This window comes from Cyclobacterium salsum (assembly GCF_010119245.1).
GTDB classification, from domain to species: Bacteria; Bacteroidota; Bacteroidia; order Cytophagales; family Cyclobacteriaceae; genus Cyclobacterium; species Cyclobacterium salsum.
This window is the reverse complement of record NZ_WNKG01000012.1, coordinates 1-13769: the sequence shown is the minus strand read 5'-3', so window position 1 is coordinate 13769 and position 13769 is coordinate 1. Positions and strand designations below refer to the sequence as shown.

The 13769-nt window shown below is 44.7% G+C and carries 12 protein-coding genes; 8 read left to right on the top strand and 4 right to left on the bottom strand.

Translation table 11 applies throughout. The features are described from left to right. Positions 1-10 precede the first annotated feature (10 nt). The 5 genes from GJS45_RS19265 to GJS45_RS19245 all read left to right on the top strand — a co-directional run bounded on the left by GJS45_RS19265 (position 11) and on the right by GJS45_RS19245 (position 4252). Entirely contained in the window at positions 11-1321 is a 1311-nt protein-coding gene (locus GJS45_RS19265; protein ID WP_162343513.1) for a sigma-54 interaction domain-containing protein, read from the top strand. Continuing rightward, positions 1311-1850 carry an LPS assembly lipoprotein LptE gene (lptE, locus tag GJS45_RS19260; RefSeq protein ID WP_162343512.1) on the top strand — a complete coding sequence of 180 codons (540 nt, stop codon included), beginning with the start codon at positions 1311-1313 and terminating at the stop codon, positions 1848-1850. Before GJS45_RS19265 ends, lptE begins: the two co-directional genes overlap by 11 nt. A gap of 43 nt (positions 1851-1893) precedes the next feature. Continuing rightward, complete coding sequence (locus GJS45_RS19255; protein ID WP_162343511.1) at positions 1894-2733, top strand: hypothetical protein; 840 nt, start codon at positions 1894-1896, stop codon at positions 2731-2733. A gap of 11 nt (positions 2734-2744) precedes the next feature. After that, a complete protein-coding gene (gene secG / locus GJS45_RS19250; protein WP_162343510.1) occupies positions 2745-3116 on the top strand; it encodes a preprotein translocase subunit SecG in 372 nt (123 codons plus the stop codon). 158 nt (positions 3117-3274) lie between these two features. Beyond that, entirely contained in the window at positions 3275-4252 is a 978-nt protein-coding gene (locus GJS45_RS19245; RefSeq protein WP_162343509.1) for a sterol desaturase family protein, read from the top strand. Positions 4253-4297: 45 nt separating this feature from the next. Here the strand turns inward: GJS45_RS19245 and GJS45_RS19240 are convergent, their stop codons facing one another. After that, positions 4298-5008 (bottom strand): hypothetical protein, encoded by a 711-nt coding sequence (locus tag GJS45_RS19240; RefSeq protein WP_162343508.1) that lies wholly within the window; start codon positions 5006-5008, stop codon positions 4298-4300. Between the two features lie 228 nt (positions 5009-5236). Here GJS45_RS19240 and GJS45_RS19235 point away from each other — a divergent pair, with 228 nt between their 5' ends. The 3 genes from GJS45_RS19235 to GJS45_RS19225 all read left to right on the top strand — a co-directional run bounded on the left by GJS45_RS19235 (position 5237) and on the right by GJS45_RS19225 (position 7784). Continuing rightward, complete coding sequence (locus GJS45_RS19235; RefSeq protein ID WP_162343507.1) at positions 5237-5515, top strand: co-chaperone GroES; 279 nt, start codon at positions 5237-5239, stop codon at positions 5513-5515. A gap of 48 nt (positions 5516-5563) precedes the next feature. After that, on the top strand, positions 5564-7195 hold the full coding sequence (gene groL / locus GJS45_RS19230) for a chaperonin GroEL (RefSeq protein WP_162343506.1): 1632 nt from the start codon (positions 5564-5566) through the stop codon (positions 7193-7195). A gap of 214 nt (positions 7196-7409) precedes the next feature. After that, complete coding sequence (locus GJS45_RS19225) at positions 7410-7784, top strand: response regulator (RefSeq protein ID WP_162343505.1); 375 nt, start codon at positions 7410-7412, stop codon at positions 7782-7784. A 157-nt stretch (positions 7785-7941) separates the two neighbouring features. Here GJS45_RS19225 and GJS45_RS19220 read toward each other — a convergent pair whose 3' ends face one another. From GJS45_RS19220 to GJS45_RS19210, 3 genes are all read right to left on the bottom strand, one after another. After that, the gene (locus GJS45_RS19220) at positions 7942-8826 is read right to left on the bottom strand and encodes a diacylglycerol/lipid kinase family protein (protein WP_162343504.1); all 885 of its coding nucleotides are present in this window, start codon (positions 8824-8826) and stop codon (positions 7942-7944) included. 355 nt (positions 8827-9181) lie between these two features. Next, positions 9182-10207 (bottom strand): PorP/SprF family type IX secretion system membrane protein, encoded by a 1026-nt coding sequence (locus GJS45_RS19215; protein ID WP_235954878.1) that lies wholly within the window; start codon positions 10205-10207, stop codon positions 9182-9184. Beyond that, the coding region (locus GJS45_RS19210; protein WP_162343502.1) for an MBG domain-containing protein at positions 10204-13769 on the bottom strand (3566 nt) is incomplete at its 5' end. The genes GJS45_RS19210 and GJS45_RS19215, both read right to left, overlap by 4 nt.

Below are 13769 nucleotides of genomic sequence, written 5' to 3'. Positions count from 1 at the left end.
GAACAGCAGTATGGTCCCTATCAGTGAATCAGAAATACTAAGTGTCAAGCAACGATTCGGAATAATTGGCAACAGCCCTTTGCTCAACCATGCCATTCAAGTAGCGATGCAGGCTTCTCCTACCGAGATGACTGTATTGATAACAGGCGAAAGCGGAAGCGGAAAAGAATCTTTTTCCAAAATTATCCATTCGCTAAGCAAGCGCCGGCATGGGAAATTCATTGCCATCAATTGTGGCGCCATACCCGAAGGAACCATTGATTCCGAGCTTTTTGGTCACGAAAAAGGTTCTTTTACAGGAGCTCATGAAGCCCGAAAAGGGTATTTTGAAGTGACGGATGGAGGTTCCATATTTTTGGACGAAATTGGTGAAATGCCCCTGGGGACACAGGCAAGACTATTACGGGTATTGGAGAATGGCGAGTTTATCAAAGTCGGATCTTCAAAAGTACTCAAAACCGATGTGCGGGTAATAGCAGCCACCAATGTAAACCTGCTTAAAGCGGTGGAAAAGGGGAAATTCAGGGAGGATCTGTATTACCGGCTGAATACGGTACCCATATTCGTTCCCCCTTTACGACAGCGGGGAGAGGACATGGTGTTGCTGTTTCGGAAATTTACCACTGATTTTTCTGAAAAGTACCAGGTAAAGCCAATTGTATTAACGGAAGATGCAAAAAACCTGCTGACAAAGTTTCCCTTTCCCGGAAATATCCGACAGCTCAAAAATTTAGCAGAGCAAATTTCGTTGCTTGAACAAGAAAGGGATGTAAATAGCGAAACCCTGAATAAGTACTTACCGAAAGAGGGCAGCAGTCTTCCTGTATCCTTGCCTGGAAATAAGGGTAAGAACGAGAGCTATACTGATTTTTCGGAAAGAGAAATATTATATAAGGTTCTTTTCGATATGAAAAAGGACATGACCGAACTTAAAAAGTTGATACTCGAATCCTACCGGTCGGGAGGCCTGGACCAGACGATCATGAAAAAGCATCAAAATCTCTTTGATGATATGGATACGGGATCTGCTTACGAGGAAAGCTCGAAGCCGTCAAAAAACCTTCCGCTGGTGTTGGAATCAATGAGTGAAAATAAAGGACATCCTGATGAATCTGACAAGGTCAGAAGCAAATACGAGGAAGATATTATTGAAGATATTGTCCACGAAGAGGATGATCACTCCTTATCGTTAGAAAAGAAGGAAAGGGAATTAATTACCCGAGCGCTAAAAAAACATCATAATAAAAGGAAGTATGCGGCAATGGATCTGGGTATTTCGGAAAGGACGCTTTACCGGAAAATCAAACAATATGACATCTAAAAGGAACACCACGATCCTTCTTACCTTCGTTGTATTTTTCTGGATCAACGCATGTAAAGTAGAATACAGCTTTACAGGAACTACGCTGGATTACAACGTGACGCAGTCATTTTCAGTGGCGAACTTTTTCAATGATTCAGGAGGAGGTCCGGCAAATATGGGGCAGCTGTTTACGGAAGAACTCAAGGACTATTTTCAACGAAATACCCAACTCGAACTCATTCGAAATGGAGGAGACTTACAACTTTCAGGAGCCATCACCAATTATACCATTAGTCCTCAGGCTACCGTGTCCAATCCAAATAGCAACCAACCGGACCGGGCAGGCCAAATGCGAATTACGATCGGCGTGGAGGTGGATTATGTAAATTTGGCAAATGAGGAAGAAAATGGAAAAAGAACCTTTTCATTTTTCAGGGATTACGATCCTCGAACCACCTCTCTTTTGCAGGTCGAAACCGAACTGGTTGAAGTCATTTTTGAAAACATCATCCAGGATGTTTTTACCTCGACGGTGGCGAATTGGTGAAAAAATAACTACCTTAATGCAACGTAATTTAAACCGGAATGCTGTGAACTCACAAGAATTTCTATCCCTGCTTCAAAAAATGGAGCGGTTAAGTCAGGAAGACTTTGATACTGCCCTAAAGCTACAGGAAGATTTTCCTTATTTTCTGATACCAAAAATAGTGTGTGCCAGGTACGAGTGGGATCAATCTACCGGAACCACTACCCCTCAATTGCATTGGGCAGCGGTACTGAGTCCGGATCGGAAAAGGCTGAAAGGGCTACTAACGGGTACCATTTTACTGCCATTGCCTATATCAACCGATGATTCCAGGTTGTCTGAACCAGTGGACAAAAAAGAGGTAACGGTCGAACCTTCGGTAGAAAAAGTAGAAACAGCACCTCAGGTCCCTTTACCAGATGATTCCCCTACTTCACCAAGACCAAACCGGGATGAAATCCTTCGACGACTAGAGGAAAACCTCAAGAAAATAAAAAATAACGACTCCCGACAATCGGGGAAAGGCCCCTCTGAAAAAAAAAAGGAGGATGAGACTCCCCCTATATCTGAAAAAGAGGCAGATGAATTGATTGACCCTACGGCCCAAAAGGAACAGCACCAACTAATCAACCAACGAATTAAAGAACAAAGGGAGTTGATCTCGAACTTTAGGGAAAAGCCCATCCGGTTACCGAAAGAACAGATGGATGAACAACATGACCAGCCCGATTTATCCGAAAAAAGCACTCATTTGAATGACAATATGCTTTCCGAAGGTTTTGCCAGGTTATTGGTAAAACAAAACAAAAAGCCAGAGGCCATCGAAATATATAGGAAATTAATATTGAAATTCCCAGAGAAAAAGACTTACTTTGCAGATCAAATTGAGAAATTAAAAGCATAACTTCATACCTCATGTTTACCGTACTAATCAGTATTATTATCGTTTTAGCCGTATTGTTGATTTTGGTCATATTGGGCCAAAATTCCAAAGGAGGTGTAGGAGCAGCATTTGGCGGAGGTGCTTCTCAAATCATGGGGGTGACCAAAACGGGGAATATACTTGAAAAAGCCACCTGGGTTTTGGCAATCGCTATTTTGGTACTTTCATTGGGATCGTCAGCATTTCACCAGACCAGTGCTCCTTCCGGATTTAGTTCTCCCAATGTAGAAAATGCCCAAAGGCAGAGGCTGACTCCGTCATTTGATGATGAATCCCTACTGCCTTCAGAAGATGGGGATGCCGGTGATTTGGAACTGGAGGTCACTCCGGATTCCATTGAATAGTAGGAATTTGCCCAGAAATTGAAGGCCTGTTTTTTACAAACAGGCCTTTTTTATTTTTTCACCGAAATTTATTTAAGGCCCAAAACGTTGAAGATAAACCGGAATATGATTAATTTAACGTTTTAACAACCATAAAAAATCAACCAAACGTACGATTTATGTTCGAAAATCATCTAACAATGGAAGATTTGGGCGCTGACAAGTGGCCCAATGTCATCTTGTGGGCTGCTCCAGCGATGTTCTTACTGGTCTTTATAGAATGGGGTATCAGCTTATATCAAAAAAAAGACACCTATGACAAGAAGGATTTTATGGCGGCCACTACCATTGGTTTGGTGAATGTGGGTATCAGTGCGCTGCTTAAAGTTTTTATTTTTGGAATTGCCTTGTTTTGCTGGAACATTGTCCCCTGGAAAATCCCTGCCACCTGGTGGTCGTTTATCTTATGTTTTTTTGCCATAGACTTCTTTCGATACTGGGCGCACCGCGTGGCACACGAACAACGGTTTTGGTGGGCAACGCACATTACCCATCACAATTCTTCCAAATATAACTTCTCGGTTTCCTTCCGACTGGGTTGGACCCAACATATCAAAATCATCTTTTTTGTACCGGTAATGCTTATGGGATTTCACCCATTTGTATTCTTCATTTGTCATCAGATTGCGGTGCTATATCAATTTTGGATTCACACCGAATACATTAAAAAGCTCCCAAGACCCATCGAATATTTCTTTACCACACCCTCCCACCATCGGGTACATCATGCGAGTGATGCCCATTACCTGGATAAGAACTACGGCTCTACGTTTATTATATGGGATCGAATTTTCGGCACATTTATGCCGGAAGGGGAAAGACCAAACTATGGTATTACCAAACCCGTCACTTCTTACAATCCCGTCTACCTTAATTTTCACGAATGGGCGGATATTGTCCGCGACTTAAAAAAGGCGAAAAATGCCAAAGAAGCCTATCAGATACTCTTTGGTAAGCCTGGGGACGAAGTGATAAAAAACCGAGAGCTAAGAGAAAAGGCGATGCAGGAAGAAAGAAAGCGGAATAAAGCAGTAGCTACAGCTCCCACTCCCATCCTGGTGAGCAATGAAAATTCGTTGTTGAAAAAAGAAGACTAAAGGTTAGTTTGAGCTATAAAAAAAGGAGGGGAATCCCTCCTTTTTTTATAGCTCAACATATTTTAACAGCAAACGCTTGCTTACTGGAAGCAGGCTTTCTTCCAACGGGACCCGCTGCGCCGAATGAATTTTCCAGGTTGAGGGATTTGGCAAGTCAGCAAATTTTTTGATCAGATCCATCTTGATGCGTTCGTAGGTAAGCGTCAAACTTCTTTTGACCGATTCAATAAAACGAAGGGCAATTCCCCGAAAGCGATCCACGCTGTTCTGAAAAAGATTAATCTGATAGCGGTATATGTACACTTCCCTGGAATGGTTATACGACAGCAATGCATACCCTTCTTTCTGATAAATGGGGGTCAATCCAACCGGTTCAATTTCCAACTGGCTTTCGATAAAGTCATAAATTGTTTTACCTTCTTCTATCTGCTGTTTGATTTTTGGTAAGGAGTACACAATGATATCCCCTAATTCTTTCATGATATCATCCTCCTCCATTTTATTCTTGTAAGCTATTTTCATTTTTTTGAAGTCCACCCCCTCCATTTCCTTAGGCAGCGCCAGTTTGAGTTGATTTCGATTTTGATCCAGGTGGCTAAGCTTTTGATGGTGTGAAATCAATTCGGTAAGTGCAGGATACAGCTTTACTGCCTGAAAATTTTCATTGACGGTTTTTAGGTAGGCCAAAAGCATGTACTTCTTATACTCAAAATCAATCCATCCTTCGGAGATCCAGTTTTCTGATAATTTATTCATAGGTCAACGTTTTTATCCACGTGTTAAAATTTACGAAAATACGACATGTCAAGCAATAGCATACCGAAAAAATGACAGTAAAAAAATCTCACTTTCCAGGCCCTGTCAGAGATGGAAATGTAAGTAGGACTTTATGTCAGGAAAAAGCCAGGGATTAGAATTGGCATAGAAAGTGTGAGTAGGGAAATCGTATTGTAGAATTCAAACTTTAAAAATAACTCAATTACAATGTCTAAAGTTAACATCCAACCGCTAGCAGACCGGGTTTTGGTAGAACCCGCTGCTGCAGAAGAAAAAACCGCTTCAGGACTTTACATCCCTGACACTGCCAAAGAAAAACCACAAAAAGGTACCGTAGTGGCTATCGGTAACGGCAAAAAAGACGAGCCGTTAACGGTTAAGGTCGGAGACACCGTTTTGTATGGCAAGTATTCCGGAACGGAGCTTACCGTAGAAGGTGCTGATTATCTGATCATGAGAGAAGCGGATATATTCGCTATCCTGTAAGGATCCTTTAATCGAGTTTAATTAATACTAACGAAAAAAGAGTAAAAAATGGCTAAGGAATTATTTTTCAACACCGACGCAAGAGATCGTCTTAAAAAAGGAGTGGATGCGCTTGCAGACGCTGTAAAAGTGACATTAGGTCCCAAAGGCCGAAATGTAATTTTGGACAAAAAATTCGGTGCTCCCACCATTACAAAAGATGGCGTAACCGTTGCAAAAGAAATTGAACTGGAAGACGCAATTGAGAACATGGGTGCTCAGTTGGTGAAAGAAGTGGCTTCTAAAACTGCTGATGATGCAGGAGACGGAACTACCACTGCTACTGTTTTGACCCAATCGATTTTTTCTGTTGGAATCAAAAATGTAGCTGCCGGAGCCAACCCTATGGACCTCAAAAGAGGCATCGATAAGGCGGTTACTTCAGTCGTACAAGAATTGAGAAAAGCTTCCAAAGAAATTTCTACTTCTAAAGAAATCGCTCAGGTGGCAACTATCTCTGCTAATAACGATGATGAAATCGGTAAAATGATTGCAGATGCGATGGAGAAGGTGGGAAAAGACGGTGTAATAACCGTTGAAGAAGCTAAAGGAACCGAAACTGAAGTTAAGACTGTAGAAGGTATGCAGTTTGACAGGGGTTACCTTTCTCCGTACTTCACCACCAATACGGAAAAAATGGAGGCGGAACTCGAGAATCCATACATTCTTATCTACGATAAGAAAATCTCTGCCATGAAAGAATTGCTTCCTATTCTAGAGCCCGTAGCTCAGTCCGGAAGGCCTTTGTTGATCATTTCCGAAGATGTGGATGGTGAAGCACTTGCCACCTTGGTAGTGAACAAAATAAGGGGAGCGCTAAAGGTAGCTGCTGTAAAGGCTCCAGGATTTGGTGACCGAAGAAAGGCCATGTTGGAAGACATCGCTACACTTACCGGAGGCACCGTAATTTCTGAAGAAAGAGGTTACAAGCTTGAAAACGTAACCATTGACTACCTGGGTACTGCTGAGAAAGTCAACATCGACAAAGACAACACTACCATCGTGAATGGTGCTGGTGAAAAAGCAGCGATCGAAGGTCGAATCAATGAAATCAAAAGTCAGATAGAGAAAACCACTTCTGACTATGACCGGGAAAAACTTCAGGAGCGATTGGCCAAATTGTCTGGTGGCGTTGCCATCTTGTACATTGGTGCGGCTACTGAAGTAGAAATGAAAGAGAAAAAAGACCGGGTAGATGATGCCTTGCATGCAACCCGCGCCGCCGTTCAGGAAGGTGTGGTAGTAGGTGGAGGTGTTGCCCTCATCCGTGCTGCTGTTGCTCTTGAAAAGCTTAAAGGCGCTAACGAAGACGAGGATACCGGAATCAACATCATCAAACAGGCGGTTGAATCTCCTTTAAGAACGATCGTTTCCAATTCTGGAGGAGAGGCTTCAGTAGTCATCAATAAAATCAGAGATTCGAAAGGTGATTACGGCTACAATGCCAGAACGGACATTTTTGAAGACTTGTTCAAAGCAGGTGTCATTGATCCTACCAAGGTGACCCGATTGGCACTGGAAAATGCCGCTTCTATTGCTGCATTGCTGTTGACCACTGAATGTGTGGTAGCTGATATCAAAGAGGAAGCTCCTGCCGGTCCTCCAATGGGAGGCGGAGGAGGAATGGGTGGAATGATGTAATCCATTTATCCCTTATTTTCAAAAGGGGAAAGCTGTTAGCTTTCCCCTTTTTTATTTGTACCTGAAATAGAAGAAAATGCTTTTTATTTTTATCTCATTTCATCTCCCAAAAGGGAAATCGCAAAAAATGAACAGAATATTTTAATACTGAGATTATAGTGTTAAATTTCAGAAATAGAGATCGAGCGAGAGAATAGTTATTATTTTAAAATCAATGTATCCATTCGATTTAATTGTTTTAATTGATGATGACCCTATTAATAATTTAATCAATAAACGGTTAATCAACAAGTTACATTTATCCCCCAAAACCATTGAATTTTTAGAGGCAGAGCTGGCGCTTGAGTACCTGAAAAATCCGGATTTGGCAAAAAAGGTATTGATTCTGGTGGACATCAACATGCCTGTAATGAACGGTTGGGATTTTTTAACCCACTACGTTGAACTTGAAAACAAACGAAATGATCGGATCATCATGCTATCAAGTTCCATAGATTTCCAGGACCGCCAAAAATCAAAAGAGTTTCCGTTTGTAAGTGGATTTATTGAAAAACCCCTTACTAATGAAAAACTGGAAACCTTTATCTAACCGTGTATTTGGACGCAATCTCGTTATTCTCTTTGTTTTTTTGATTTTACTCGATGAATCATTCAATCGGACCTTGAATGCAAAATCCTTAAAAACCAATAAGAAAACGCTGAATTTCAAATTTTGTATTCAAAATCGATAAAGTGGAAATCTCATATTAGTCCATTTTTTCCTCCTGATAGTACAAGCAAACTTCCTCTTTACGAATCCCCACGTTGATTTTCTCGGGGCTTTCTACCATTTCTCCGTCAACGTGGAAAGGTGCCTTGTCCGGATTCGAAAGGGTTAACGAATCGCAGGACCAGGTACGGACGAAGTCTAAATGGCTAAAGTCTTTTCTAATCAGGCCATAAGTCAATTCCAACCAATCGGATAAACCCTCCGGGTTAAGGGCTATTACTTCAAATATTCCGTCATCCATACGGCTACCTGGGCTGATCGTGGCCCCTGTACCATATTTTGAACCGTTGGCTATTACCAGCATTTTTGCATCTACCCATTCGCATTCAGCGTTTGTCTTCACCTGAAATCGATAGGGCTTGATCTCAAAAAAACTTGCTAGTGAATTCTTAAAATAGGAAACCATGCCCCGCTCATCTCCGTCCTCAAATTTTCTTATAAGATCAGCGTTAAAACCCAAATCGCAAAGATGCAAACACACCTGTCCGTTTACATCTAGCAGGTCCATTGGTTTACTTTTCCCCTGGTCCAGAATCCTCAGGCTATCCTCCCAGGATTCAATACCCAGACAAGTGGCCAGGCCGTTGGCAGAGCCGAAGGGAATGGGTAGCAAACAACATTCCTTACTTTCTATTGCCTGCGCGACCATTTTGATCGTACCATCTCCTCCACCAACCAAAATCAATTCATAATGCTCCTCTTTTAATGCTGCTTTTATCTTTTCTCCGTCATTCTCCCCTGTGGTTTTCCATAATGTAAGGGTATATCCTGTTACCTGATCCAGAATAGCTTGGACAATTACATCTTTGTCAGGCAAATCCCCTGAAAAAGGGTTGAGCACAAAAAGAGCTGATTTATTCATAGTTGGTAAAATTGATTGGTATAAACGGTTAAAATAGGGTAAATATTCTTACCACCTGCCTCAAATATCGCAGTAAACAACTTCGAGTCAGATTATTTGCAACCTACCTTGGATCAAAAACGTGGCTTCGCGCAGGGATGGTAAGGTATTCTATAAATGCTTTAACAAAAACTAAACCAGTAAACAAGTTCGGGTAAAAAATAAACACAAATACAGGATTTATCTGAGCCTTTACTGAATAATAACTCCACTTTTAGAGGTTTTATTCCTTACCCTATTCAAAGAAACGCAAAGGGCTATGCACGAATTGTGCATAGCCCCTGCTTCGCATTAGCGAATTATTCGCCTATTTTAGTTACCAAATCGGAAGCATATTTCCCTTTTCTTCTTGCTTTTTGGGAAACAGGTTGAAAATCGCTGTGAATTCATGAATCCTGCCAGGCAGCTGATACGATTGAGCCAGTGGAAATTCGTAGACATATCCCAAACGCATGCGATCGGTCAATATCCCAAATTGCAGGTTGCCAGAATAGTTGAACCGATGTCCCCCTCCTATCCAAAGCCGGTCCATTAAGAGCGTTTTCAGATTGATGTCAATTTGGTCCGGCAATCCTTTCTGCGTCCGGTAAAAGGCATTGGTAATGAGTGCCAGATTCGGGGTCAGCCTTTCCCGATAGCCCGCCTGTAGCATTTTGCTGGCCGGGTACCCTTCCATAAAAACATCTCCCGAACTTATTTTTCCTCCATTCACCCGATGCATGCCGTAACTCAGGTAATAATTCGGATGGGTAAACGCCAGCCCCAGGTTGAAATCCAAGACTTGCATGGTCGAAAAAGTCCCCATGTAATTGCCCAGTGTCGCATCGTTTTGCTCCTCTACCGTAAGGGCATTCCCGTCCAACCCTATTTGCTGGTAATTTATGCCGGCACCCAACCGCAATTGGTGATTTTCGGTAATTCGTACCCTGGATGCATAGCCCAGCATCAGCTCCGTTTCCTTAAATGCCCCATAGGTATCGTGCAGCAGGTTGAGGGAAAGGGAGTTTTGTCCCATTCGAGCCGGATCCTCCAGGCCTGCTAGTTCACCGAGATCCAACTCCGCACTTACAAAATAGGTCTTCGGTGCGCCTTCCAGCCCTGCCCATTGGTTTCTGACAAAGCCCCGCAGGGTACTGCCTTCGTAGCCAGTGAGACCGGGATTGAAATAACTCTGAAAATGCGAAAACTGACTGATGTATTTGCGGGACTGTGCCTGTAAGCTAGTGGCCCCCAGCAGTGCAACCAATCCAGTAACAAATAGCTTTCGCAGTAGATGGGTCTCTAAAAATTGCTTCATTTTTTCTGTATTAATGCGGTAAAGAATAATATTACGATTCATCATTTTCGGAGTAGGTTTAAGATTCCCATTCTCTTCGCTCCTGTTTCAGTCACCTCTAGTATCCAGGTAAAGGCTCCGGCTGGCAATGCTTTACCCCGGTAGGTTCCATCCCAGCGGATATCCGGATTTTCGGTATAGAAAACGCGCTCTCCACTGCGGTCAAAAACCTGAAGACGAACACCACTAAAGTATCGAAGGTCTGGAACGCCCCAGGTGTCATTGGTTCCGTCATTTTCCGGTGAAAACGTGTTGTACACTGTCAGGGAGTTTAGATCGATTCTGTTGCGGGTCAGATCCAGTTGCTTTTCCAATACATTTCCATCTCTGTCAGTTACCCGAACCAAAATGGAGAAAGTGGTTTGTCCTGCTACCCGCTCTGCGCTGCTCCAGTAAAGGATGCGGTCATGAATTTCAAAATACTTGTTATCCAACGCGCCCGCTACCAACTCCAATTGATGGATGGCATCTACCGGATCGGTGATGATCAGATTTCCGATCTCAAAGAAATGCTCCGTCGTTTCCGGATCAAATTCCTGATGGCTCAAAGTAAGGTCCTCTGGGGCTGGCTTTTTCAACACCTGAATATCCAGATACGCTTTTTCGTATTCCTCATACTGGATTCCATCCGCTAGTTGCAATTCCCCGGTAATCGTATACAAGCCACTGCTATACACATCCAACCCACTGGCATCCCAATCCACTGCTACTTCCAGAATCTGTCCGTCCTCGGTAAGGGCGGTAAGCATTTCGGGTAACTGCGGTTCGACAGACCAGGGGGTTTCCATCTCGGGCAGGTTATTGATCACTGCGAGTCTGGAGGAAATAATGGTGAAGACGGCCCCCTGGAATTCGAGCTGGTAATTGGCTTCGACCGCCAGGTTCCCCAATCCGATCGGGTAATCTCCAACCTGTTCCCCAGGTACTCTTTCCAGTGTGCCTGAAATAACCGATTCGTCATCACCTGCCTGAAATCCTTCGGCAGTGTATTCCAGTTGGGGATCCCCGGTTCCAAAGACTTTTGTCTGATCCAATGCCTGAATTGACATGGTCGCCTGAGAAATGGTTAGGGTTCCTCCTTCCAGACTGATCGCATAATTCGCATCCGAACCCCCGATTAGGACAATCGGATAAGTACCCACATTGGATCCTGCTGTGGCAGTCGTGCTGATACCCGGTTCCTCGCTCACTTCCGTATCCCCATTGACCAGACCGGTATAGGTAAACGTCAATCCTGGGTTCGCTTCACCATACACTTTCGACTTATCATCCGCCGTGATGGTCAAGGCGGCTTGCGTTACTTCCAGTTCGCCCGCTACCAGGCTGATGTCATAGTTTGCATCCGATCCCCCGGTCAGGACAATGGGGTAAGTACCTACATTGGAGCTTGCTGTGGCAGTCGTGCTAATACCCGGCTCCTCGCTCACTTCCGTGTCCCCATTGACCAGACCGGTATAGGAGAAAGTCAAGGATGGATTGGCATCACCATACACTTTCGACTTATCATCTGCGGTAATGGTCAAAGCCGCTTTCGTTACTTCCAGTTCGCCGGCTACCAGGCTGATAGCGTAGTTCGCATCCGATCCCCCGGTTAAGGTGACCGGATAGGTGCCTACGTTGGAGCTTTCCGTTGCTGTAGTACTTATACCCGGTTCCTCGCTCACTTCCGTATCACCATTGACCAAACCGGTATAGGTGAAGGTCAATGATGGATTGGCTTCGCCGTATACTTTCGATTTATCATCTGCCGTGATGGTCAAGGCAGCTTGTGTGATTTCCAGTTCGCCCGCTACAAGCGTGATGTCATAGTTCGCATCCGATCCCCCGGTTAAGGTGACCGGATAGGTGCCTACGTTGGAGCTTTCCGTTGCTGTAGTACTGATACCAGGTTCCTCGCTCACTTCCGTATCCCCATTGACCAGACCGGTATAGGTAAAGGTCAGGGATGGATTGGCATCACCATACACTTTCGACTTATCATCTGCGGTGATGGTCAAAGCCGCTTTCGTTACTTCCAGTTCGCCGGCTACCAGGCTAATATCGTAGTTCGCATCCGATCCCCCGGTTAAGGTGACCGGATAGGTGCCTACGTTGGAGCTTTCCGTTGCTGTAGTACTGATACCAGGTTCCTCGCTCACTTCCGTATCCCCATTGACCAGACCGGTATAGGTAAAGGTTAAGGATGGATTTTCCTCGCCATATACTTTAGACTTATCATCTGCAGTGATGGTCAGAGCTGCCTGGGTAATTTCCAGTTCGCCCGCTACCAGGCTGATGTCGTAGTTCGCATCCGATCCCCCGGTCAGGGCAATCGGATAAGTACCCACATTGGAGCTTTCAGTCGCCGTGGTGCTGATACCCGGTTCCTCGCTCACCTCGGTATCCCCATTGACCAGACCGGTATAGGTGAAGGTCAATCCTGGGTTCGCTTCTCCATACACTTTCGACTTATCATCTGCAGTGATGGTCAGAGCTGCCTGGGTAATTTCCAGTTCGCCCGCTACCAGGCTGATGTCGTAGTTCGCATCCGATCCCCCGGTCAGGGCAATCGGATAAGTACCCACATTGGAGCTTTCAGTCGCCGTGGTGCTGATACCCGGTTCCTCGCTCACCTCGGTATCCCCATTGACCAGACCGGTATAGGTGAAGGTCAATCCTGGGTTCGCTTCTCCATACACTTTCGACTTATCATCCGCCGTGATGGTCAAGGCGGCTTGCGTTACTTCCAGTTCGCCCGCTACCAGGTTGATGTCATAGTTCGCATCCGATCCCCCGGTCAGGTCAATGGGATAAGTACCCACATTAGATCCTGCTGTGGCAATCGTGCTGATACCCGGTTCCTCGCTCACTTCCGTATCCCCATTGACCAGACCGGTATAGGTAAAGGTCAAGGATGGATTCGCTTCTCCATACACTTTCGATTGATCATCCGCAGTAATGGTCAAAGAGGCGTGGGTGATTTCCAGTTCGCCCGCAACCAGGCTGATAGCGTAGTTCGCATCCGATCCCCCGGTCAGGTCAATTTGGTAAAGACCTACATTGGATCCTGCTGTGGCAGTGGTACTAATACCCGGTTCCTCGCTCACTTCCGTATCCCCATTGACCAGACCGGTATACGAGAAAGTCAAGGATGGATTGGCTTCGCCGTATACTTTCGATTTATCATCGGCAGTGATGGTCAAAGCGGCCTGAGTGATTTCCAGTTCACCCGCTACCAGGCTGATAGCGTAGTTCGCATCCAATCCCCCGGTCAGGGCAATCGGGTAAGTCCCTACATTAGATCCTGCTGTGGCCGTGGTGCTAATACCCGGCTCCTCACTCACCTCGGTATCCCCATTGACCAGACCGGTATAGGTAAAAGTCAAGGATGGATTCGCTTCGCCATACACTTTCGATTGATCATCTGCCGTAATGGTCAAGGCGGCCTGGGTCACTTCCAGTTCACCGGCTACCAGGCTGATAGCGTAGTTCGCATCCAATCCCCCGGTTAAGGTGACCGGATAGGTACCTACATTGGAGCTTTCCGTTGCTGTAGTACTTATACCCGGTTCCTCGCTCACTTCCGTAT

Bases quoted from the DNA above. Each gene is read 5' to 3' on its own strand.
- GJS45_RS19220 (WP_162343504.1), bottom strand. From the start codon at position 8,826: ATGAATAAATCAGCTCTTTTTGTGCTCAACCCTTTTTCAGGGGATTTG.
- GJS45_RS19245 (WP_162343509.1), top strand. From the start codon at position 3,275: ATGTTCGAAAATCATCTAACAATGGAAGATTTGGGCGCTGACAAGTGG.
- secG (WP_162343510.1), top strand. From the start codon at position 2,745: ATGTTTACCGTACTAATCAGTATTATTATCGTTTTAGCCGTATTGTTG.
- GJS45_RS19265 (WP_162343513.1), top strand. From the start codon at position 11: ATGGTCCCTATCAGTGAATCAGAAATACTAAGTGTCAAGCAACGATTC.
- GJS45_RS19225 (WP_162343505.1), top strand. From the start codon at position 7,410: ATGTATCCATTCGATTTAATTGTTTTAATTGATGATGACCCTATTAAT.
- GJS45_RS19240 (WP_162343508.1), bottom strand. From the start codon at position 5,008: ATGAATAAATTATCAGAAAACTGGATCTCCGAAGGATGGATTGATTTT.
- GJS45_RS19235 (WP_162343507.1), top strand. From the start codon at position 5,237: ATGTCTAAAGTTAACATCCAACCGCTAGCAGACCGGGTTTTGGTAGAA.
- groL (WP_162343506.1), top strand. From the start codon at position 5,564: ATGGCTAAGGAATTATTTTTCAACACCGACGCAAGAGATCGTCTTAAA.
- lptE (WP_162343512.1), top strand. From the start codon at position 1,311: ATGACATCTAAAAGGAACACCACGATCCTTCTTACCTTCGTTGTATTT.
- GJS45_RS19215 (WP_235954878.1), bottom strand. From the start codon at position 10,207: ATGATGAATCGTAATATTATTCTTTACCGCATTAATACAGAAAAAATG.